21 protein-coding genes are annotated in these 20,230 nt (G+C 69.8%); 6 read left to right on the forward strand and 15 right to left on the reverse strand.

The features are described 5' to 3' along the window. Window positions 1-12 precede the first annotated feature (12 nt). Window positions 13-720: a phosphoribosylformylglycinamidine synthase subunit PurQ gene (gene purQ / locus AS029_RS00520; protein ID WP_058230669.1), complete on the reverse strand. Its 708-nt coding sequence runs from the start codon at window positions 718-720 to the stop codon at window positions 13-15. Then, window positions 717-965, reverse strand: coding sequence for a phosphoribosylformylglycinamidine synthase subunit PurS (gene purS, locus AS029_RS00525; protein WP_058230670.1), 249 nt, complete (start codon window positions 963-965; stop codon window positions 717-719). Before purS ends, purQ begins: the two co-directional genes overlap by 4 nt. A gap of 627 nt (window positions 966-1,592) precedes the next feature. Here purS and AS029_RS00530 point away from each other — a divergent pair. The 5 genes from AS029_RS00530 to AS029_RS00550 all read left to right on the forward strand — a co-directional run bounded on the left by AS029_RS00530 (window position 1,593) and on the right by AS029_RS00550 (window position 7,507). Then, window positions 1,593-2,870: an ABC transporter substrate-binding protein gene (locus AS029_RS00530; RefSeq protein WP_058230671.1), complete on the forward strand. Its 1,278-nt coding sequence runs from the start codon at window positions 1,593-1,595 to the stop codon at window positions 2,868-2,870. A gap of 95 nt (window positions 2,871-2,965) precedes the next feature. Further along, window positions 2,966-4,078 (forward strand): carbohydrate ABC transporter permease, encoded by a 1,113-nt coding sequence (locus AS029_RS00535; protein ID WP_058230672.1) that lies wholly within the window; start codon window positions 2,966-2,968, stop codon window positions 4,076-4,078. Then, window positions 4,075-4,977: a carbohydrate ABC transporter permease gene (locus AS029_RS00540; protein ID WP_058230673.1), complete on the forward strand. Its 903-nt coding sequence runs from the start codon at window positions 4,075-4,077 to the stop codon at window positions 4,975-4,977. Before AS029_RS00535 ends, AS029_RS00540 begins: the two co-directional genes overlap by 4 nt. A gap of 29 nt (window positions 4,978-5,006) precedes the next feature. Beyond that, a complete protein-coding gene (locus AS029_RS00545; RefSeq protein ID WP_058230674.1) occupies window positions 5,007-6,461 on the forward strand; it encodes a glycoside hydrolase family 1 protein in 1,455 nt (484 codons plus the stop codon). 32 nt (window positions 6,462-6,493) lie between these two features. Beyond that, window positions 6,494-7,507 (forward strand): LacI family DNA-binding transcriptional regulator, encoded by a 1,014-nt coding sequence (locus AS029_RS00550; RefSeq protein WP_058230675.1) that lies wholly within the window; start codon window positions 6,494-6,496, stop codon window positions 7,505-7,507. A 339-nt stretch (window positions 7,508-7,846) separates the two neighbouring features. On the opposite strand, the gene nhaA is transcribed toward AS029_RS00550, so the two are convergent. The 5 genes from nhaA to AS029_RS17460 all read right to left on the reverse strand — a co-directional run bounded on the left by nhaA (window position 7,847) and on the right by AS029_RS17460 (window position 10,840). Beyond that, the gene (gene nhaA / locus AS029_RS00555; protein WP_058230676.1) at window positions 7,847-9,178 is read right to left on the reverse strand and encodes a Na+/H+ antiporter NhaA; all 1,332 of its coding nucleotides are present in this window, start codon (window positions 9,176-9,178) and stop codon (window positions 7,847-7,849) included. A gap of 221 nt (window positions 9,179-9,399) precedes the next feature. Then, window positions 9,400-9,633, reverse strand: a complete 234-nt coding sequence (locus tag AS029_RS00560) for a hypothetical protein (protein ID WP_058230677.1) — start codon at window positions 9,631-9,633, stop codon at window positions 9,400-9,402. Window positions 9,634-9,844: 211 nt separating this feature from the next. Further along, window positions 9,845-10,222, reverse strand: coding sequence for a hypothetical protein (locus tag AS029_RS00565; RefSeq protein ID WP_058230678.1), 378 nt, complete (start codon window positions 10,220-10,222; stop codon window positions 9,845-9,847). 76 nt (window positions 10,223-10,298) lie between these two features. Further along, window positions 10,299-10,640 (reverse strand): DUF7882 family protein, encoded by a 342-nt coding sequence (locus AS029_RS00570; RefSeq protein WP_058230679.1) that lies wholly within the window; start codon window positions 10,638-10,640, stop codon window positions 10,299-10,301. Between the two features lie 32 nt (window positions 10,641-10,672). Next, window positions 10,673-10,840 carry a hypothetical protein gene (locus tag AS029_RS17460; RefSeq protein WP_167345212.1) on the reverse strand — a complete coding sequence of 56 codons (168 nt, stop codon included), beginning with the start codon at window positions 10,838-10,840 and terminating at the stop codon, window positions 10,673-10,675. Window positions 10,841-11,028: 188 nt separating this feature from the next. Between AS029_RS17460 and AS029_RS00575 the strand changes: the two genes are divergently transcribed. Further along, window positions 11,029-11,514: a MarR family winged helix-turn-helix transcriptional regulator gene (locus AS029_RS00575; RefSeq protein WP_082642078.1), complete on the forward strand. Its 486-nt coding sequence runs from the start codon at window positions 11,029-11,031 to the stop codon at window positions 11,512-11,514. On the opposite strand, the gene AS029_RS00580 is transcribed toward AS029_RS00575, so the two are convergent. The 8 genes from AS029_RS00580 to AS029_RS00615 form a co-directional block, all read right to left on the reverse strand. Next, complete coding sequence (locus tag AS029_RS00580; protein WP_074615788.1) at window positions 11,515-11,871, reverse strand: hypothetical protein; 357 nt, start codon at window positions 11,869-11,871, stop codon at window positions 11,515-11,517. Window positions 11,872-12,047: 176 nt separating this feature from the next. Continuing rightward, entirely contained in the window at window positions 12,048-13,016 is a 969-nt protein-coding gene (locus tag AS029_RS00585; protein WP_058230682.1) for a glycoside hydrolase family protein, read from the reverse strand. A gap of 1 nt (window position 13,017) precedes the next feature. Beyond that, a complete protein-coding gene (locus AS029_RS00590) occupies window positions 13,018-13,956 on the reverse strand; it encodes a carbohydrate kinase family protein (RefSeq protein WP_058230683.1) in 939 nt (312 codons plus the stop codon). Continuing rightward, complete coding sequence (locus AS029_RS00595) at window positions 13,953-14,924, reverse strand: carbohydrate ABC transporter permease (protein WP_058230684.1); 972 nt, start codon at window positions 14,922-14,924, stop codon at window positions 13,953-13,955. Before AS029_RS00595 ends, AS029_RS00590 begins: the two co-directional genes overlap by 4 nt. 1 nt (window position 14,925) lies before the next feature. Beyond that, the gene (locus AS029_RS00600) at window positions 14,926-15,867 is read right to left on the reverse strand and encodes a carbohydrate ABC transporter permease (protein ID WP_139167975.1); all 942 of its coding nucleotides are present in this window, start codon (window positions 15,865-15,867) and stop codon (window positions 14,926-14,928) included. Between the two features lie 63 nt (window positions 15,868-15,930). After that, on the reverse strand, window positions 15,931-17,223 hold the full coding sequence (locus tag AS029_RS00605) for a sugar ABC transporter substrate-binding protein (RefSeq protein WP_058230686.1): 1,293 nt from the start codon (window positions 17,221-17,223) through the stop codon (window positions 15,931-15,933). Window positions 17,224-17,286: 63 nt separating this feature from the next. Further along, window positions 17,287-18,339 carry a LacI family DNA-binding transcriptional regulator gene (locus AS029_RS00610; RefSeq protein WP_058230687.1) on the reverse strand — a complete coding sequence of 351 codons (1,053 nt, stop codon included), beginning with the start codon at window positions 18,337-18,339 and terminating at the stop codon, window positions 17,287-17,289. A gap of 531 nt (window positions 18,340-18,870) precedes the next feature. Next, window positions 18,871-20,208: a uracil-xanthine permease family protein gene (locus tag AS029_RS00615; protein ID WP_058230688.1), complete on the reverse strand. Its 1,338-nt coding sequence runs from the start codon at window positions 20,206-20,208 to the stop codon at window positions 18,871-18,873. Between the last annotated feature and the right edge of the window lie 22 nt (window positions 20,209-20,230).

The following is a 20,230-nucleotide window of genomic DNA, read 5'->3' on the forward strand; positions in this document are numbered from 1 at the left end:
AAAGGAGGCGCGTCAGGCCGCGGCGCCCACCACGGCGGCGATCGCCGAGGTGAAGAAGCCCAGACCGTCGACGCCCGAGCGCATCGCGGCGCTCGTGCCGGGACCGAAGCCGGGCTCGACCGCGTGCTCGGGGTGCGGCATGAGGCCCACGACGTTGCCGCGCTCGTTCGTGAGGCCGGCGATGTCGTCGAGCGAGCCGTTGGGGTTCACGCCGAGGTAGCGGAACGTCACCAGGCCCTCGCCGTTCACGCGGGCCAGGGTCTCGGCATCCGCAATGTAGCCGCCGTCGGCGTTCTTCAACGGGATGACGATCTCGTCGCCGGCGGTGAAGTCGCTCGTCCACGCGGTCGAGGCGTTCTCGACGCGCAGGCGCTGGTCGCGGCGGATGAACTGCTGGTGCGCGTTGCGGATGAGGCCGCCGGGCAGCAGGTGCGCCTCGACGAGCATCTGGAAGCCGTTGCAGATACCGAGCACGGGCATGCCCTTGGCTGCGGCGTCTTTGACCTCGGCCATGATCGGCGCGAACGCGGCGATGGCGCCCGCGCGCAGGTAGTCGCCGTAGCTGAAGCCACCGGGCAGAACGAGGGCGTCGACGCCCTGGAGGTCGTGCTCGCCGTGCCAGAGGGCGACGGGCTCGCCGCCCGCGAGACGGATCGCGCGCTGCGCGTCGCGGTCGTCGAGCGAACCCGGGAAGGTGATGACGCCGATGCGGGCGGTCACTCCACGACCTCGATGTTCACCACGTCTTCGATGACGGCGTTCGAGAGCATCTCGTCGGCGAGCTCGCGCGCGCGGGCGAGGGTGGCGTCGTCGACCTCGCCGTCGACGGTGAGCTCGAAGCGCTTGCCGATGCGCACATCGGAGAACCGCTGCTCACCGAGACGCGACAGGGCGCCGGCCACGGCCTTTCCCTGCGGGTCGAGAAGCTCGGCCTTGGGCATGACGTCGACGACGATGGTGGGCACTGCAGCTCCAGGGAGTCGGGTGGCGTTGTGCCCCCAGTCTACGCGAGCGGGCCTTCGCGCACCGTCGCAGTAGGGGCGCTTCCTGCGCTCTGCGGTCCCGCGCCCCGCGCCCCGACGGTCGAGCTCGTGCCGGCCGAGCCCGTGCCGGCCGGGCCCGTGCCGGCCGAGCCCGTGACGGCGGCGCCGGCCGCATTCCGCGATAAACGCGATTCACTGGGGGAAACGCTTTGTCCCCGCGTTTGCTCCCGCGGAAAGCGTTTATCGCCGAGACCCCGCCCGGCCGGCCGCACCCCCGCGACGGCCCCACCCCCGCGACGGCCCCACCCCCGCGCCTGCCCCACCCCCGCGACGGCCGCATCCCCACGCTGCCCGCGCCCGCGCGCGCCGCGCCGGCCCCACCCCCGACAAACGCGATCCGCAGCGAAAAACGCCTCGCCCCCGCGTTTGCTCCCGCGGGGAGCGTTTGTCGCCGACACGCCGCACCGGGGCGCACCGTATGGGAGCGCTCCCTTGACGCCATGGGAGCGATCCCATACAGTCGGTCCCGATCGGTTGGGAGCGCTCCCACACACGCTCAACGTATGGGCTTCGCCGCGCCGATCCACAGCCACCACAAAGGAGTGAACCGTGAATTCTCGTGCCCTGCGTCGGACCGCGCTCGTCGCCGCCGTCGCCTCCACCTCCGCCCTCATGCTCGCCGGCTGCTCCGGCGCCGGGGGGTCCGCCTCGGGCGGTTCCGACGGCGAGGTCACCCTGACCATCGCCACCTTCAACGACTTCGGGTACACCGATGCGCTCCTGCAGGAGTACATGGACGCCCACCCGAACGTGAAGATCGTGCACAACAAGGCCGCGACCAGCAACGAGGCGCGGGAGAACTACTTCCAGAAGCTCGGCAAGACCGGCCTCGCCGACATCGAGGCCATCGAGGTCGACTGGCTGCCCGAGGTCATGGAGTACGCCGACCTGCTCGCGCCCGTGCCCGACGACCTCAAGAGCCGGTGGCTCGACTACAAGGTCGAGGCCGCCACCAGTCCCGAGGGTCAGCTCGTCGGCTACGGCACCGACATCGGCCCCGAGGGTGTCTGCTACCGCTCCGACCTGTTCGCGGCGGCGGGCCTGCCCACCGACCGCGCGGAGGTCGCCAAGCTGCTCGAGGGCGATTGGTCGACGTACTTCTCGGTCGGCGACCAGTACGTCGCCGCGACCGGCAAGGCGTTCTTCGACTCCGCCGGCGGCACCTACCAAGGCGCGATCAATCAGGTCGAAGCGGCCTACGAGAACCCCGACGACGGCAGCATCATCGCCACGAAGAACCGCGAGGTCAAAGACATCTACGACGAGGTGCTGAAGGCCAGCGCCACGCAGTCGGCGCACCTCGGACAGTGGTCGGACGACTGGTTCGCGGGGCTCTCGAACGGCGCCTTCGCCACCATGCTCTGCCCCGGCTGGATGCTCGGCGTCATCGAGGGCAACGCCCCCGAGGTCACCGGTTGGGACATCGCGAACGTCTTCCCCGGCGGCGCGGGCAACTGGGGCGGGTCGTACCTGACCGTCCCCGGCAACGGCGCCAACGTCGAGGCCGCGCAGGAGCTCGCCGACTGGCTGACCGACCCCGAGACCCAGGTCAAGGCGTTCGAGAACGCCGGCACCTTCCCGAGCCAGACCGACGCGCTGAGCGCCGCGGCCCTCACCGGCAGCACCAACGCGTACTTCAACGACGCCCCCGTCGGCGAGATGCTCTCCGAGCGCGCGCAGGCCGTGAAGGTCTCGCCCTTCAAGGGCCAGTTCTACTTCCAGATCAACGACGCGATGCAGAAGGCCCTGACCCGCGTCGAAGACGGAACCCAGGATGCCGCGACCTCGTGGCAGCAGTGGGCGTCCGAGGTCGACGCCCTGTCCTGACGACCGTCCTCTCGCGTGAGGGGTCGAGGAACGTCGCCCAGCGGAGGCCGAGGCGACAGATTCCGACCCCTCACGCGCTCGGAAAAGGAGACACCGTGACCAGCACACTCGAGCGGGCCGCGACGACGACGCCGTCGACGGCGGAGCGCGCGCCGCGCCGTCTCGGCTTCGGCCGGCGCCGCAGCGCGTGGGACCTGAAGCTTTCGCCCTACCTCTACATCTCGCCGTTCTTCATCCTGTTCGCGATCACGGGGCTGTTCCCCATCGCCTACACCGCCGTGATCTCGTTCATGGACTGGGACCTGGTCCGAGGCTCCGGCGAGTTCATCGGCTTCGATCAGTACGCCTGGGTGCTGTCGCAGCCCAAGTTCTGGATCGCGCTGCGCAACACCTTCAGCATCTTCCTGCTCTCGAGCGTGCCGCAGCTGATCGTCGCGATCTTCATCGCCGCGATGCTCGATCAGAACATCCGCGCCAAGACGTTCTGGCGCATGAGCGTGCTCGTGCCGTACGTCATGGCGCCCGTCGCCGTCGCCCTCATCTTCAGCAACATGTTCGGCGACCAGTACGGCGTCGTGAACACCACGCTGCAGAACCTCGGCCTGCCGGCCGTGCCGTGGCACTCCGACGCCTTCGCCAGTCACCTCGCCATCGCGACGATGGTCAACTTCCGCTGGACCGGCTACAACACCCTCATCCTGCTCGCCGCGATGCAGGCCATCCCGCGCGAGTACTACGAGGCTGCGACCGTCGACGGTGCCGGCAAGATCCGTCAGTTCTTCTCCATCACCCTGCCGAGCCTGAAGCCCACCCTCGTCTTCGTCATCATCACCGCCACCATCGGCGGCCTGCAGATCTTCGACGAGCCGCGGATGTACGACCAGTACGGCACGGGCGGCGCCGACAACCAGTGGCTCACCGTCACCCTCTGGCTCTACAACATCGGCTGGGGCGAATGGAACTTCGGCCGCGCCGCGGCCCTGGCCTGGATCCTGTTCCTGCTCATCCTCGCGATCGGCGCGATCAACCTGTTCATCACGCGTTCGCTCGTGCGTGACGAGGGCGGTCGCGGCGACGCCCGCTCCCGCCGCGAGATCCGCGCCCAGGCGCGTGCCGCGAAGAAACGTCTGGCGATGGATGCCGAGCCCTCGCCGTCGCGCCACGTGCCGGCATCCACGTCCCCGAGTCGAGAGGAGACGGGCCGATGACCGCCGTCACCGCCGCCCCCATCCCGGTCGCCGACCGCGACCCCGCCGGCCGCCCCCGTCGCCCGCGCCCCGTGCGCGGCGCCCGTCCCGGGTGGATCGTCTACGCCTGCCTCGGCGCGGTGCTGCTGGCGAGCCTGTTCCCCTTCTACTGGTCGCTGCTGATCGGTTCGGGCGACTCGTCCACCATCCGCGACGCCGAGCGCTCCTGGATCCCCGGCGGCAACTTCTTCGCCAACGCCGCGTCGGTGATCGGCGATCCGGCCGTGAATTTCTGGCCCGCGCTGCTGAACTCGATCGTCAGCTCGGGACTCATCGCGGCATCCGTCGTCTTCTTCTCCACCCTCGCCGGGTGGGCGTTCGCGAAACTGCGGTTCCGCGGCGGACCGTGGCTGCTCGTCTTCGTCGTGGGCACGATGGCCGTACCGACGCAGCTGGGTGTCGTGCCGCTGTACATCCTGTTCAGCGAGCTGGGGTGGACCGGCCAGCTCGGGGCGATCATCGTCCCCGCGCTCACGAGCGCCTTCGGGGTGTTCTGGATGACGCAGTACCTGCGCCAATCGGTGCCCGACGAGCTGATCGAGGCCGCGCGCGTCGACGGGGCGAGCTCGTTCCGCACGTTCCTCACCGTGGGGGTTCCGGCCGCGCGCCCCGCCGCCGCGATGCTCGGCCTGTTCACGTTCGTCAGCGCCTGGAACAACTTCTTCTGGCCGTTCATCGTGCTCGACCGCCAGAACCCGACGCTGCCGGTGGCCCTGTCGCTGCTGCAGTCCAACTACTTCGTCGACTACTCGATCGTCCTCGCGGGCGTGCTGCTGTCGACGATCCCGCTGCTGCTGCTGTTCGTGTTCGCGGGCAGGCAACTCGTCAGTGGCATCATGCAAGGGGCGGTCAAGGGATGACCCTCGCGCCCACGGAAGGAACCCGAACCATGTCCCAGTCCCGTTCGTTCCCCGAACGCTTCCTCTTCGGCGCGGCCACCGCCGCCTACCAGATCGAGGGCGCCGCCTTCGAGGACGGCCGCACGGCATCCATCTGGGACGCGTTCAGCCGCGTGCCCGACGCCGTCATCAACGGCGACAACGGCGACGTCGCCTGCGATCACTACCATCGCTACGCCGGCGACGTGCAGCTCATGAAAGAGCTCGGGCTGCAGACCTACCGCTTCTCGACCTCGTGGTCGCGCGTGCGTCCCGACGGCGGCGCCCTCAATCCGAAGGGCGTCGACTTCTACAAGCGCCTCGTCGACGAGCTTCTGGATGCCGGCATCCTGCCCTGGTTGACGCTGTATCACTGGGACCTCCCGCAGGCGCTGCAGGAGAAGGGCGGCTGGACCGTCCGCGAGACGAGCGAGCGCTTCACCGAGTACGCGCTCGACATGCACGACGCCCTCGGCGATCGCGTCGACGTGTGGACGACACTGAACGAGCCGTGGTGCTCGTCGTTCCTCAGCTACACCGCCGGTGCCCACGCGCCCGGGCATTACTCGCAGGCCGAGGGCATGCTCGCCGCCCACCACCTGCTGCTGGGCCACGGCCAGACCGTGCGGGAGCTGCGCGCCCGTGACTCCTCGGTCAACCTGGGGCTGACGCTGAACCTCACGGTGGCGGATGCCGTGGATCCGGCGAATCCCGCCGACCTCGACGCCGCGCGCCGCATCGACGGGCAGTTCAACCGGTGGTTCCTCGACCCGGTGTTCCGCGGGCAGTACCCGGCCGACATCATCAAGGACTTCCGCGACACCGACGCCGAGGCCGTCGCCCGCTGGCAGGACGCCGTTCAGCCCGGCGACCTCGACATCATCTCGACCCCCATCGACTCGCTCGGTGTGAACTACTACCACGGCGAGCTCGTCGGCGGCACGCCGCCGGAGGTCGACCCGCCCGCCGGCGATGCCCCCACCCCGCGCCCGATCGGCAAGCCCTTCCCCGCGCACGAGAACCTCTACTGGCACGACCGGGGACTCTCGCGCACGAACATGGGCTGGGAGGTGCAGCCCGAGGGGCTCACCCGCCTGCTCGAGCGGGTGAGCGAGGAATACGCCGCCCCGGTCGGCACCGCGCTGTACGTCACCGAGAACGGCGCGTCGTACGACGACGAGGTCGTGACCGACGACGGCGAGAAGCGCGTGCACGACACCGAGCGCGTCGAATTCGTCGAGGCGCACCTGGCGGCGGTCCTGGATGCCGTGGAGAAGGGCGTCGACGTGCGCGGCTACTTCTACTGGTCGCTGCTCGACAACTTCGAGTGGGCGTGGGGCTACGCCAAGCGTTTCGGGATCGTCGCGGTCGATTACCAGACTCAGGAGCGCACCATCAAGGACTCCGGCCGGCAGTACGCTCGCATCATCGCCGAGCGCGCACTGGCCACCGAACCCGCGGTGTGACCTTCGCGCGAGGGCCCCGAGGAGGCAGCGCGATGGAACTCGCACCCGTTCGAGGTACCGCAACGATCGAAGAGGTGGCGGCGCGCGCCGGCGTCTCGAGATCGACTGTCTCACGTGTGGTCAACGGTTCCACCGCGGTCTCGCCCGCGGCCCTCGAGGCGGTGCGCCGCGCGATCGACGAACTGCAGTACGTCCCCAATCGCGCGGCGCGCTCGCTCGCCAGCAGACAGACCCGCGCCATCGCGCTGGTCATCCCCGAGCAGACCGACCGGTTCTTCGGCGACCCGTTCTTCGCGTCGATCGTCGCCGGGATCGGCGAGGTGATCGGCGAGAGCGACTACATCATGAACATGCTGATCGCGAGCGACGACGCCAGCGCGAAGGCGCTCGCGTACCTGCGCGGCGGCAGCGTCGACGGCGCGATCGTCGCCTCGCACCACACCAGTGACACCTTCCTCGATCGCCTGGCCGACGTGGTGCCCGTCGTCTACGGCGGGCGCCCGGCGCGCGTGCGCGCCGAGGACTACTACGTCGACGTCGACAACGTCGCGGGCGGCCAAGCGGCGACCGGGTATCTGATCGCCCGCGGGCACCGCCGCATCGCGACCGTCTCGGGACCGCCCGACATGCCGGCCGGCATCGATCGCCTGCAGGGGTTCCGCGATGAGATGGCCGCGGCCGGTCTCGAACCCGTCGCCGTCGAGAACGGCGATTTCACCGAGATGGGCGGGGCGCTCGCGATGAACCGCATCCTCTCGACCGGAGCCGAACTCGACGCGCTCTTCGTCGCGAGCGACCTCATGGCCCGCGGGGCGTACACCGCGCTGCGCGAGAAGGGGATCGAGCCGGGGCGCGACGTCGCCGTCATCGGCTTCGACGACTCTTCGGTGTCGACCGCCCTGACACCCGCGCTCACCACCGTGCGTCAGCCGTCGCTCACGCAGGGGCGACACATGGCATCCGTTCTGCTCGACATGCTCGCCGGACGGCCGGCGGTGCACGCGACGATCCTGCCGACCGAGATCGTGGAGCGCGCGTCGGCCTGATGCGACGCCCTGGTGGGGCGGGGCCCAGCACGCTGCCGCGTCGGGCGGGCGACCCCGCGGCGCTTCGCGCTGCCACGAGAACAGGGGGATGCAACGAGAACAGGCCGTTGCGGCGGCGATGGTCCTGTCCTCGGGCGCGCAGCCTGTTCTCGTGACGCTCACACCAGAAAGCGGAGTCGCCCGTCTCGCCGAGCAGGGGGGGTGCCCGCCGGCGAGCCGACGTCGGGTGAGCGGTTCCGGCCGGCCGCCCCGAGAACAGGGGATGCCACCAGTACAGGCCATCAGCGCTCGGATCCTCCTGTTGCGGGCGCATCGCCTGTTCTCGTCGCGGCGGGCGGATCAGCGCGGGCCGGGATGCGGCTGCTGGTACACGTCGGGAACGTCATCGCCGTCGGCATCCACGTTCTCGGCGAGGGCGAGATGCTTGTAGCGACGGTTGCGCACGAGCAGCACGCACGAGGCGAGCACGGATGCCAGCAGTGACGCGACCATGATCGCGATCTTCGCGTCGTCGGTGTGGGGCGAGCCGGCGGGGAAGCTGAGCTCGGCGATCAGCAGCGAGACCGTGAAGCCGATGCCGGCGAGCAGGCCGACGCCGGCGAGGTCGATCCATTTCAGCGCCGGGTCGAGCCGCACCTTCGTCAGGAGGGTGAGCAGGCGCACCCCGAGCAGGATGCCGATGGGCTTGCCCAGCACGAGGCCCGCGACGACGCCGATCGTGACCGGATCCGCGACGGCACGCAGAAGCCCCTCGCCGCCTTCGACGGGGACGCCCGCGGCGAAGAAGGCGAACAGCGGCACGGCGATCCCGGCCGACAGCGGGCGGTAGCGGTGCTCGAACTGCTCGGCGAGGTCCATGCCCCGGTGCACCGGCTGCCGACGCGAGGGGGCGACCGGGATGGTGAACGCCAGCGCGACGCCGGCGATCGTGGCGTGGACCCCCGACGCGTGCAGGAACGCCCACGCGGCGAAGCCGATCGGCAGGAGCACGACCCACGCGGCCCACCCGTTGCGGGCGAACCAGGCCCGACCACGGTGCGCGACGGCGCCGTAGACGACGACGATGACGGCGAAGACGCCGAGCGGGAGCAGGTCGATGTCGCTGGTGTAGAAGATCGCGATGATCGCGATCGCGATGAGGTCGTCGACCACGGCGAGGGTCAGCAGGAAGATGCGCAGCGGCCCGGGCAGGTGCGAGCCGACGAGCGCGAGCACGGCGACGGCGAACGCGATGTCGGTGGCGGTGGGGATCGCCCATCCCGCCAGCAGGCTTGGCTGCGTGTGCACGACGGCCACGTAGATGAGCGCCGGCACCGCGACGCCCGCGAAGGCCGCGGTGACGGGCACGATCGCCGTGTTCAGCCGGCGCAGGCTCCCCGAGACGATCTCGCGCTTGAGCTCGAGACCGACCATGAAGAAGAAGACGGCGAGGAGCCCGTCCGCCGCCCACGCGCCGACGCTGAGCTCGAGGTGCCACGGCTCGTAGCCGAACCGGAAGTCGCGGAGCGCGACGTACGCGTCCGACGCGGGCGAGTTCGCCCACACGATGGCGGCGATCGCGGCGACCACCAGCAGCATTCCGCCGACGGACTCCCGACGCAGCAGCGTGGTGACGCGGTGCACCTCGGCATAGCCGGGCCAGCTGGGCGCGCGGACGGTGTCGTTGCTCATGGAGCTCCTCAGGGGTCGATCGACAGAATGTCGACCAGACTTCCCGACGCACCGGCATCCACTCTACCGGCGGGCCCGACGGCTTCGACCGCCTCGGCCTCCTCTGTCGCGCCACGCTCGGCAGCCCATCGACGTGACCGGGGCGGACGGGCGTCCGCGGGGTCCGCCTCCCTGAACCCGGGCGGTCCCGGAGCCTGCCGACGCGTCCGGGACCGGAACCCTCAGTCCTCTTCGGGGTTGAAGTGCGATGCGGTGTCGGAGTGGCCCGCGGCGACACCGTCGGGGTCGTTCGGAATGGTGCCGTCGGCGCCGAGTCCGCCGGGCTTCTCTTCGCCGTCGGAGTCGTTCGCTGCGGCGGCGGGCGCGTCCTCAGCGGGGGAGACCTCGACGTCGGCGCCTTCGTAGGCGTTCTCGTCCGCGGCGGCCTGCGAGGGGTCGGAGATTTCGAATGCCATGAGCGTGCCTCTCGTCGTCGGTGGCGGGGCGCCGGTCGGTGCCCGCCGGAGGGCCGACGTTACCGACCGGCCGGGACGCGGCATCCCCGCTTGCGGCGGCGATGCGGGGTGTGCTGCGGGTCGCACCACCGCGCGGAGGTGCGGTGCGCCGCCCCCAATACGGCGCACCGCACCCGAACGTCACGACCGAGGAGAATCGTCGACGAATCGACTAGTCCGCCGTCGACGACTCGGCCTCAGCGGTGGGTTCGGCTTCCGAGTCGAAGTAACCGAGCGACTTCTCCTGGAGGAACGCGCAGAGTTCCGCGGCGATCTGCAGCTCGTGCGTGAGGGCGTTCAGCTCGAAGCTGCTGAGATCCAGCACGCCATCGGATTGTTCGATGACGACGTGCCAGTCCATTTCATCGCCGTCCGGCTGCGGTTCGATCCAGACGGTGTTGGGGGCGTTCTCGAGCGGCACCACCACCAGGCCGGCCTCGCGCCCGCTCCCGGCTTCTTGCACAACCACGCGTACGGCTTCCGCCCCACCGCGGGCTGCGGCGAACTCGGCGACCCAGTGGTCGAGCGTCTTCTTGCTGTGGACGGGCATCACAACCTCCTGTGCCGATGCGGTCGAACGAAGAGCCCGCCCCGAGCGGGGCGGGCTCATCCGGGGGTCGGTCTGCTCAGGCCGCGGCGGCGAGGTGGACCCGGTGCGAGTCCTCCTGCTGGCGCCATGTGGCCGCGTTCAGCAGGAGTCCCGACGACATCGCGGCCTGATCGGCCAGGTGGCGCAGGTAGCCCCCCGAGAGGCGCTCGGACTCGGCTGACGAGTACTGGAACCGCAGCGAGATGGCCGGCTGGATCCACAGCGTCGTGCGGCTGTGCGCGGCGTCCGTATCGGTCCACGTGATCGTGAACGACTCGCTGCGGCGCAGTTTCGTGGACAGGACGACCTGCAGGTACTGCAGCAGGCGGTCGTCGATGTCGATCGGCTGGGGGTCGGAACCGTAGAAGAGCTTTCCCATGATGACTCCTGAGGGTGGGAGGTGCGGGTGATCTAGAAGACGAGGGGGGCGATGGCGCCGACGGCCGTTGCCGACACGAGCGCGGCGGTGACGGTCACCGCGACGTAGATCCGCCGTGCGCCGGCATCGGCGGGCGTAGCGACGAACGTGGTGCGGCGGAGGGGGGTGGGCTGCGCCCAGGCGAGCACGTTGCTGGTCATCACGATCGTCCTTTCGGCTGGGCCGAACAATCACTGCCCGGTGATGATCAAGCTAGCAGATAGTCAACCGACTTAGGTAACTGAGTTGAGTGTCAGGGTTACTGAATGTCACGATTGGTGAAGGTCAGCCTCGGAACTTTACGGAGCTAGGTATAGTTGGAGGCGACATACGAAACCGAGGGAGCGCGATGATGAACGCAGAAACGGGTGAGACCTCCCCCCTGATGGCGGCGCTTGCGCTGTACAGCTGGGAGCGAGACGACGCCGCTGCGCGGGCGCGGAAGCAGCTCGGGGTCAATGAACTCGACGCCAAAGCTCTGGCCTACATCAGCCTCAACCCGGGTGTGCGGCCCTCAGAGCTCGCCGGTCACCTCGGTGTGACCTCCGCCGGCATCACCACGCTGGTGGAGCGTCTCGTGCGTCGCGGCATCATGCGCCGCGAAGCCGACGAGAACGATCGGCGCGTCAGCCACATCCACCTCGCGATCGACCTCGAGAAAGAACCCTGGTCTCAGCTCGCCCACTTCCAGAACACGTTCCGAGGCGTCGTCGAACAGCTCGACCCTGAAGTCGAGCAGGACTTCGCGACGTTCCTGCGGCACGCGACCCTCGCCGCCAAAGAGCAGGCTGCCAGCGTCGACCGCGCCGCGGTCACCGGCGTCCCCGCGGCGTAATCAGTTCTGCGCGTCGGCGGCGAGCTGAGCCATGTGCTCCACCGACTTGCGCTGGAGGAAGGCGCACAGGTCGGCGGCGTGCATCAGCTCGCTGCTGAGCTCGTAGACCGCCTCAGGTGACAACTCCGTCACCTCGGGTTGCGCTTCGAACGTGACCCTCCAGTCGGGTTCACCGACGGCCCGCGGAGCCAGGTACACCGACGTGGTCGCGTTGGCCAGGGGGAAGATGACGAGCCCGCTGTCGACGCCGTCGACCGGATCCTGTTCGGCGACGAACGCGACGCCCCCGCCGGCGGCGCCGCTCGCGTCGAACTCCGCGAGCCACGCCTGCAACGTGTCTTTACTGCGAAACGGCACCCTCGCACCCTCTCGTGGTCTCGGCGGGCGGCATCCCGCCCTCAGAATCGTACGGCACCGCCGCTCATCCTCCCGGAGCGCGCGGAGCGGCTCCGCCCGCCGCGAGCGCGAGCACCGTCGCACAGACGCGGAACGCGCACGCCCCGGTGGGACGTACGCGTTCCGCGTCTCAGCTCTCAGCGTGAGAGGGCCGGCTGCTTTACGACGAGGCGGTCGCCGTCCCAGCCCACGGGCATGGGGTCGGTGATGCCGCCGACGAAGCCGCCGTCGGGGCCGACGTTGCGGAACGCGAGCAGTTGCCAGGCGCCCGCGCGGTCCTGGATCAGGCGGCCGACGTACAGGTCGTCGTCGGTGATCGGCGTGGCGGTGCCGATGTCGAACGGGCCGAGCACGCTGTCGGCGGCCACCGCCCACACCGCACCGCGCGGGTGGCGCTCGCGCACGGCATCCATCGCCTGGGCGGTCATGCACGAGAACAGCAGCACGGCGCGACCGTCGACCTCTTCGACCTGGGTCACCTCGAGCTGACCGAAGCCCTGCTCGCTGGGCTCGCTGACGGGAGCCTGCAGCGTCCACGTCTCGAGATCGGGCGAGGTCGCGTGGGCGACGACGCCGCTGCCGTTCAGCGGACCGCGCGGCGTGCGGGCGGTGACGTACATGTGCCACCCGTCACCGGCGGGGTCGGCGAAGACCCACGGGTCGCGGAAGGCCTCGTCGTGCCAGGCGGTGGTGGCCAGGCGCTCGTAGATCTCGCCGTCGGCCTCCAGCACCGGGTTCGCCGGGTTCTTGTGCCAGGTGTACAGGTCGTCGCTGGTGGCGTAGCCGATGCGCTGCACGTTGCGTCCGTCGTCGCCGAGTCGGGAGCCCGTGTAGAAGAGGAACCAGGTGCCGTCTTCGCGCCGCACGGTCGAGCCGGTCCAGGTGGCGAGCGCGTCGAAGTCGTCGGCCCCGCCGCGCACGAGGGCGTCGGCGACGCGCTCCCACGACACGAGGTCGGTCGAGACGGCGTGGCCCACCGAGGCGCGGTAGTGGCGGTCTTCCGGGTCGTGCAGTGCGCGCGAGGCGTACAGGAAGAACAGGTGGTAGGTGTCACCGTCGTCGGCGAACCAGAAATCCCACACGTAGGAATCGGCGAGGTCGAACACGTCAGGCACTCTCTTTCGATGCAGCGGATCGCTGCAGGTCTTCTCGGGTCGGGGGGTCCATACCCTCGCGCCCGACCGTGATCGCGGCGGCTGCCGCGGCACGATGGAGGAGGGGAGGCAGGGTGGCGTCGTCGAGCGCGCGTACGGCCTCGCGCAGCTCGGCGGTGTCGCCGGAGATGTTCAGGATGCCGTCGAGCAGCGTCCCCATGAAGGTGTCGCCGGCGCCGACGGTGTCGACCACGAGCGTGGGGACGGCGGGGATCTCGACCGTGGCGTGCGCGGTGACGCCGAGGGACCCGGCATCCCCGTCGGTGATGACAACGAGACCGGCGCCCAGCGCCACCCACTCGCGGGCGACCTCGACCGGCGCGACGCCCGGGTACAGCCACGCGGCGTCCTCGGCGCTGGCCTTTACGACGTCGCTCAGCGCGACGATCGCCTCGACGCGGACGCGGGCGTCGGCGACGCCGCCGGTGAGCGCGGGGCGGATGTTCGGGTCGTAGCTGATCAGCGCCGTGGCGCGGGCGCGCTCGACCGCCGCGCGGACCTCGTCGGCGCCGGGTGCGAGGGTCGCCGCGACCGATCCGGTGTGGAAGATCCGCGCGGCCGGGATCTCGACGGGCGAGGGCAGCGTCCAATCGATGTCGAAGTCGTAGGTCGCGTTGCCGCGCTCGTCGATCATCGCGCGGGCGGTGGCGGTGCGCTCCGGGTCGCCCGCGGTGTGCAGGTCGACTCCGGATGCCGAGAGCCACGCGCGCAGTACGCCTCCGCGGTCGTCGTCGGCGACGCGTGCGACGAGGGCGGCATCCCGACCCAGGCGCCCGAGCGCGACGGTGACGTTCGCGGGGCTTCCGCCGGGGCGCTCGGCCGCCCCGGCGGAAGTGATGACGATGTCGATGAGTGCTTCGCCGAGCACCACGACATCGAGCTCACGGCTCATCCCTTGACTCCCGAGGCCGCGATGCTGCTGACGAACGCGCGCTGGAAGACGAGGAACACGATCAGCACGGGCAGGGTGATGAGCGAGGTGTAGGCCATGACCTCACCCCACGCGGTGTTGAGCTGGAAGAAGTACTGCATACCGACCATGACGGGTCGCAGCTCCTCCTTCTGCACGACCATGAGGGGCCACAGGTACTGGTTCCACGCCGGCAGGAAGGTGAGGATCGCCACCGTCGCGAACGCCGGGCCCGACAGCGGCACGATGATGCGGCGGTAGATGGTGAACCAGCTCGCCCCGTCGATGCGGGCGGCCTCGTCGAGCGACTGGGGGATGGTGGAGAAGTACTGCGCGAACAGGAAGATCGAGAACGCGTTCGCGATGAACGGCACGATCTGCACCTCGTAGGTGTTCAGCCAGCCGAAGTCGTACTTCAGCACGCCGCCCTCCATCACCAGGGTCGGCAGCTGGTTGACCCAGTAGACCATGGGCACGGCGATCGTCTCGAACGGGACGATGAGGGTCGCGATGATCAGGGCGAGCACGACGACCCGGCCCTTCCAGCGCAGGCGGGAGAGGGCGAAACCGGCGAGGGAGTTCACGATCAGACCGAGACCCACGGTGAGGACCGTGACGAGGATCGAGTTGAACAGGAACTGCGCCACCGGCACGCGATCGAAGACGCCGAAGTAGTTGTCGAGGCTGATCTCGCCGGTGGGCAGGAACGCCGCGGGCGAGTTGATGTCACGGAGGATCTGCGCGTCGGGCTTGAGGCTCGAGACGAACATGAAGACCAGCGGGAAGAGGAAGAACACCGCGAGGATCGACATCGACACGTACGTGAGGATGCGGCCGTTGCGGCCCTCGGAGGAGCGGGTGCGCGTGCGGCCGGACGAGGCCTGACGTGCGGGGCGCGCGGGGCGCGCGGCGCGGGCGGCGCCGCCGGGGCGCTCGAGGGTGCTGGTCATGTCAGTTCTTCTCTCGGGTCAACCAGCGCTGGATGAGCGCGATGATGAGCACGGCGACGAAGAACAGCAGGGAGATGGAGGCGGCGTAGCCGATCTCCTGCTGCTCGTAGCCCTTGCGCACGGCGTGGAACACGACGGTCGAGGTCGAGTTCAGGGGACCGCCCTGGGTCATCACGTCGACCTGCACGAACAGGCCGAGGGCGGCGATGGTGATCGTGACGAGGACGAACACCATGGTGGGACGAAGACCCGGCCAGGTGACGTTGGTGAACTGGCGCCAGCGGCTGGCGCCGTCCATGCGAGCGGCCTCGTACAGCTCTTCGGGGATGGTCTGCAGGCCCGCGAGCCAGATGATCATGTGGAAGCCGACGGCCTGCCAGATCGACAGCACGATGATGGCCGGCAACGCGGTGCTCGGGTCGTTCAGCCAGTCCGCGCCCTGCAGGGCGCCGAAGGTGAGCGTGTCGATCATCGAGTTGATGAGGCCGTCGCTCTGGTACATGAAGCGCCACAGGATCGACACGACCACGATCGAGGTCACGACCGGGATGAAGAAGACGACCCGGAAGAACGTCGTGCCGCGCAGGCGCTGGTTCACCAGCACCGCGAGCAGCAGCCCGAGGCCCGCCTGGACGGGGACCACGACGATCGCGAACAGGAACGTGTTGAGCGCCGACTGCAGGAACACCGGGTCGGCGGTGAAGGCCCGGAAGAAGTTGTCGAGACCGACGAAGCGCGGCGGGTTCGGCGAGATCAGACGGGCGTTGGTGAACGACAGCGTGAAGGCCAGCAGCACGGGGACGATCAGGAAGAGCAGGAGCAGGAGGGCTGCGGGGGCCATCATCGCCAGGCCCGCCCACGTCTCGCGTCCGCGGGACGAGCGGAAGCGGCTGAGGGATCGGCGCGGCTGCTTCGCCGCGGCGACCGGAGGAGACACGGTCATCAGGTTCTTCTTTCGCGGGTCGCGGCGGGGGCCCGGGAAGGGCCCCCACCGCTGGGCGCGGCGTTACTTCGCGCCGTAGCCGTCGTTGGACTCGATGTTGGTGTCGATCTCGGTGACCGCGGCATCCAGGGCCGACTGCACGTCGGCGCCGTTCATGATGTCTTTGGCCGCCGTCTCGAACGTGGTCGAGATCACCGCGTAGGCGGGGGTCTCGGGACGAAGCACGGCGTACTCCTTCGAGAACTCCGCGAACGGACGCAGGGCGCCGTCGGTGGAGTTGAAGTACTTCGACGCCTCGGTGGCCGCCTCGGTGGCGGGGATCACGAGCTGCTCGTCGGCGAACTGGGTGATGTACTTGTCGTCGAAGCTGAACTCCAGGTACTCACGCGCGCCCTCGGGGTCGCTGCACGAGGCCGAGATGCCCCACTGCCACGAACCGCCACCGATCTTGGGGCCGTTGCCGAGGTCCGGCGGCGGGAGGATCAGCAGGTCGTCGCCGACGGCATCCACCGACGCGAGACCGTTCCACACGCCGGTGTAGCTGAGCGCGACCTTACCGTCGACGAACTCCTGGTTGCCCACGGTTCCGCCGCTGTTGGCGTAGCCCTTCTTGAACAGGTCCTGGAACCAGGTGCCCCACTTCACGGCATCCGGTCCGTTGAGGGCACCGTCGGCCGAGAGCATGGTGTCGCGGTCGATGAGGTCTCCGCCGAAGCTCTGCAGGAACGGGGAGTAGGCGTAGGGCCACCACTCGCCCTTGTCCTCGGCGCCGAGGTCGATGGGGGTGTCGTAGCCGGCGGCCTTGAGGGTCGCCAGTGCCGCGTCGAACTCATCGGCGGTCCAGGGCTGCTCGATGGTGGGGATGCGGATGCCGTTGGCGTCGAGCACCGACTTGCGGGCGAAGATGCCCAGTGCGGCATCCCAGTAGCCGGCCGAGTAGATCTCGTCGTTGTACTTGCCGACCGCGGTCGGAAGGAGCTTGTCGGTGATGTCGCTGGAGATGTTCAGCGGCTGCAGGTAGTTCGCCCACGCCCAGTTGGGCATGATGGGGCCGTCGAGGTCGAGCAGGCAGGGCAGGTCGCCCGAGGCCGCCGCCGCCACGATCGCGTCGTTGTAGGCGCCCTGCGGGAACGACTCGGTCTTCACCTCGTACTTGTCCTGCGAGGCGTTGTAATCGCTGATGATCTGCTGGTAGACCGCGAGCTCGGCGGGGTTGCCGGCGGAGTGGGTCCACATGGTGAGCACGGTCCGACCGTCTTCGGTCGTCGCACCACCCTGGCCGGCCTGGCCGCAGCCGGTCAGCGCGAGCGCTGCGACGACACCGGTCGCCGCGAGCGGGATGAAGGACTTCTTCATCGTGTTCCTTTCGAGTGGGCGGCGACATCGCTGTCGCCGGAGAGGGGGCCGCGTGGTGCGGCGTCAGTCCGTGACCCGGGTGTCCCGCGCGCTGCCGAGGGGCGCGGGAGGGCCGACGGAAGCCCGACGGACGATCGGGCAGTCCATGAGGTGGGGGGATTCGGTGTCCGCCTCGCGGAGGCCGAGGGCGACCTCCATGGCCCAGCGGCCCATGGCCGCGTGGGGGAGCGAGACGGTGGTCAGGGGCGGATCGAGTTCCGCCGCGACCAGCTGCTGGTCGTCGTAGCCGACGATCGACAGGTCTTCGGGGATCCGGATGCCGCGGCGGTGCGCCCACATGACGACACCCGCGGCGATGCGGTCGTTGAAGGCGAAGATGCCGGTGGGCCGCTCGTCTTCGGGGAGGGCCATGAGCTCGGCGATCGCGAGCTGTCCGCCGGCGGCGGCGGTCTCGGCGAACACGTGCAGCGAGGCGTCGGGTTCGACGCCGGCCTCGGTGAGCACGTCGATGTAGCCCTGCAGGCGCAGCTGGGCGGCGACGGGACGGTCGGCGTCGCCGTCGTCGATGTACGCGATGCGGGTGTGACCGGCGTCGACGAGCTCCTGCGTCGCGGCGCGGCCCCCGGCGTAGTCGTCGGGGACGACGGCCGGATACCCGCCGCCCTCGGGGCGGCAGTCGAGGAAGACGGTGCCCGCGGGGAGCCCGGCGGGCGCCGGCATGACGCGGTGGTACATCGAGGCGTAGACCATGCCGTCGACGCGGTGGTTGACGAGGGTCGAGATCGCGTCGGACTCGATCTCCGGGTGGCCGTCGGTGTCGACGAGGATGACGAGCCGGCCGTTCTCGCGGGCCACTTCCTGCGCACCGGCGAGCATGCGGCCGGCGAAGGGGGTGGTGGCGATGCGGTCGGAGACGAGGCCGATGGTGCCGGTGACGCGGGTGCGCAGGCTCCGAGCGATCGGGTTGGGCAAGTAGCCGACCTCGTCGGCGACGCGGCGGACCCGCTCCTTGGTCTCGTCGGAGATGCGGGACTCGGCGTCGTTCAGCACGAGCGAGACGGTCGCGGGAGAGACTCCGGCCGCTTTCGCGACGTCGGCGAGACGCACTCGAGTCATCGCTCCACCCTCCATTGGATAATCGATTTACCTTGCCGATAAAACGATTTATCAGCGACCGAGATCAGTGTGGGGTCTCGGATGCCACGGTGTCAAGTAACAGAACGGCAACGGTAGTGGCGGGGTGGTGGCGGGGCGCCGCGAAGTGGACGCGCGGAGGTGCGCGGGGTGCGCGGGGTGGGGTTTCAGTGCGCGCTGTGGCTGTGGATGTGGGGGTGGGGGTGGCGTCGAGGCAGCGGGGCCGGGGCAGCGGGGCCGGGGCGGCGGGGCCGGGGCGGCGGGGCCGGGGCGGCGGTGTGTGTCGCGGAGGGTGCGCGAGGCCGGGGCGGCGGGGTGTGTTGCGCGGTCGGGGCGCGGGGCCGCGTCGCTACCCGCGAGGCCGTTCATGATCGCTGAGGCCGCACGCGATTGTCGAGGCCGCATGCGATGGACGTCAAACGGGTGCGTCTTCGACGAACGAGTGCGGCCTCGGGTTGGATGCCGGGCCGCCGCCCGCCGGACGCCCGCCCCGTCCCGACGCCGCCCCGGGCGTCAGGCGGGGTCGCCGCCCAACGGACCCACGGCGGGGATCGGCCCGCCGTCGTCGGCGCCGGTCTTGCGGGCGCGGGCGATGGCGTTGCCGAGGTGGTAGATCACCAGGGCCGCGACCGAGCCGAGCACGATGGCGCCGAGCTGGAACTGCCCGAACTGCATCGAGAAGCCGGCGATCGCCATCACCAGCGACACGGCGCCGGTGTATTGGTTGACCGGGCGCGAGAAGTCGACCCGGTTGTCGACCCAGATCTTGATGCCGATGATGCCGATCAGGCCGTACAGAGCGGTCGTCACGCCGCCGAGCACCCCGGGCGGGATGGTGTTGAACACCGCGCCGACCTTGGGCGACAGGCTGAGCAGGATCGCGGTGAGACCGGCGACCCAGTAGACGGCGGTCGAGTAGACGCGGGTGGCCGCCATGACGCCGATGTTCTCGCCGTACGTGGTGGTGCCCGAGCCGCCGAACGAACCAGCGAGCGTCGTGGCGACACCGTCGGCGATGAGCGCGCGACCGGTGGAGCGGTTGGCCGTGGCATCCGTCATCGCGGCGACTCCGCGCACGTGACCGACGTTCTCGGCCACGAGCACCAGCACCACGGGCAGGAACATCGCGATGACCGACCAGGTGCCGGCCGAGGCGAAGTCGGGGAAGCGGAACTCGGGCAGTCCGACCCACGGGGCCGCCTCGACCGCCGCGAAGTCGATCAGCTGCTCACCCGTCGCGAGCTGGATCAGCACGGTCGCGACGTATCCGACGATGACGCCGAGGAAGATCGAGATCCGCCCGAGGAAGCCGCGGAACAGCACGCTGAACAGGATGACGGCGATCAGCGTGATCGCCGCGGGCAGGGGCTGCACCTGGAAGCTCGACCAGGCCACGGGCGCCAGGTTGAAGCCGATCAGCGCCACGATCGCGCCGGCGACGACGGGCGGCATGACCCGGTCCACCCAGCCGAGACCGACGAACTGCACGAGGAAGCCGACCGCCGCCAGCAGCACGCCGACCGCGACGATGCCCGCGAGCGCCGAGCCCGTGCCGGCCATGGTCGTGGCGGCGGTGATCGGCGCGATGAAGGCGAACGACGAGCCCAGGTAGCTGGGGAGGCGGTTCTTGGTGATGAGCAGGAACAGCAACGTGCCCACGCCCGAGAACAGCAGCGTCGTCGACACCGGGAAGCCGGTGAGCACCGGCACGAGGAAGGTCGCACCGAACATCGCGACGACGTGCTGCAGGCCGATCGCGACCGTCGCGCCCCAGTTGAGCCGTTCGCCGGGGCCGACGACGGCCCCGGGTTCGACGGTGCGGCCGTTGCCGTGCAGTTTCCAGCGGAACATGGGGCTCCTCGGTGGGGGTAGT

The organism is Microbacterium enclense (assembly GCF_001456955.1).
In the GTDB taxonomy this organism is placed as follows: domain Bacteria; phylum Actinomycetota; class Actinomycetes; order Actinomycetales; family Microbacteriaceae; genus Microbacterium; species Microbacterium enclense.

What these genes read in the sequence shown, in the direction of transcription:
- AS029_RS00540 (WP_058230673.1), top strand. Translation starts at nt 4,075, where the DNA reads ATGACCGCCGTCACCGCCGCCCCCATCCCGGTCGCCGACCGCGACCCC.
- AS029_RS00545 (WP_058230674.1), top strand. Translation starts at nt 5,007, where the DNA reads ATGTCCCAGTCCCGTTCGTTCCCCGAACGCTTCCTCTTCGGCGCGGCC.
- AS029_RS00550 (WP_058230675.1), top strand. Translation starts at nt 6,494, where the DNA reads ATGGAACTCGCACCCGTTCGAGGTACCGCAACGATCGAAGAGGTGGCG.
- nhaA (WP_058230676.1), bottom strand. Translation starts at nt 9,178, where the DNA reads ATGAGCAACGACACCGTCCGCGCGCCCAGCTGGCCCGGCTATGCCGAG.
- AS029_RS00560 (WP_058230677.1), bottom strand. Translation starts at nt 9,633, where the DNA reads ATGGCATTCGAAATCTCCGACCCCTCGCAGGCCGCCGCGGACGAGAAC.
- AS029_RS00565 (WP_058230678.1), bottom strand. Translation starts at nt 10,222, where the DNA reads ATGCCCGTCCACAGCAAGAAGACGCTCGACCACTGGGTCGCCGAGTTC.
- AS029_RS00570 (WP_058230679.1), bottom strand. Translation starts at nt 10,640, where the DNA reads ATGGGAAAGCTCTTCTACGGTTCCGACCCCCAGCCGATCGACATCGAC.
- AS029_RS17460 (WP_167345212.1), bottom strand. Translation starts at nt 10,840, where the DNA reads ATGACCAGCAACGTGCTCGCCTGGGCGCAGCCCACCCCCCTCCGCCGC.
- AS029_RS00575 (WP_082642078.1), top strand. Translation starts at nt 11,029, where the DNA reads ATGATGAACGCAGAAACGGGTGAGACCTCCCCCCTGATGGCGGCGCTT.
- AS029_RS00590 (WP_058230683.1), bottom strand. Translation starts at nt 13,956, where the DNA reads ATGAGCCGTGAGCTCGATGTCGTGGTGCTCGGCGAAGCACTCATCGAC.
- AS029_RS00595 (WP_058230684.1), bottom strand. Translation starts at nt 14,924, where the DNA reads ATGACCAGCACCCTCGAGCGCCCCGGCGGCGCCGCCCGCGCCGCGCGC.
- AS029_RS00600 (WP_139167975.1), bottom strand. Translation starts at nt 15,867, where the DNA reads ATGACCGTGTCTCCTCCGGTCGCCGCGGCGAAGCAGCCGCGCCGATCC.
- AS029_RS00605 (WP_058230686.1), bottom strand. Translation starts at nt 17,223, where the DNA reads ATGAAGAAGTCCTTCATCCCGCTCGCGGCGACCGGTGTCGTCGCAGCG.
- AS029_RS00610 (WP_058230687.1), bottom strand. Translation starts at nt 18,339, where the DNA reads ATGACTCGAGTGCGTCTCGCCGACGTCGCGAAAGCGGCCGGAGTCTCT.
- AS029_RS00615 (WP_058230688.1), bottom strand. Translation starts at nt 20,208, where the DNA reads ATGTTCCGCTGGAAACTGCACGGCAACGGCCGCACCGTCGAACCCGGG.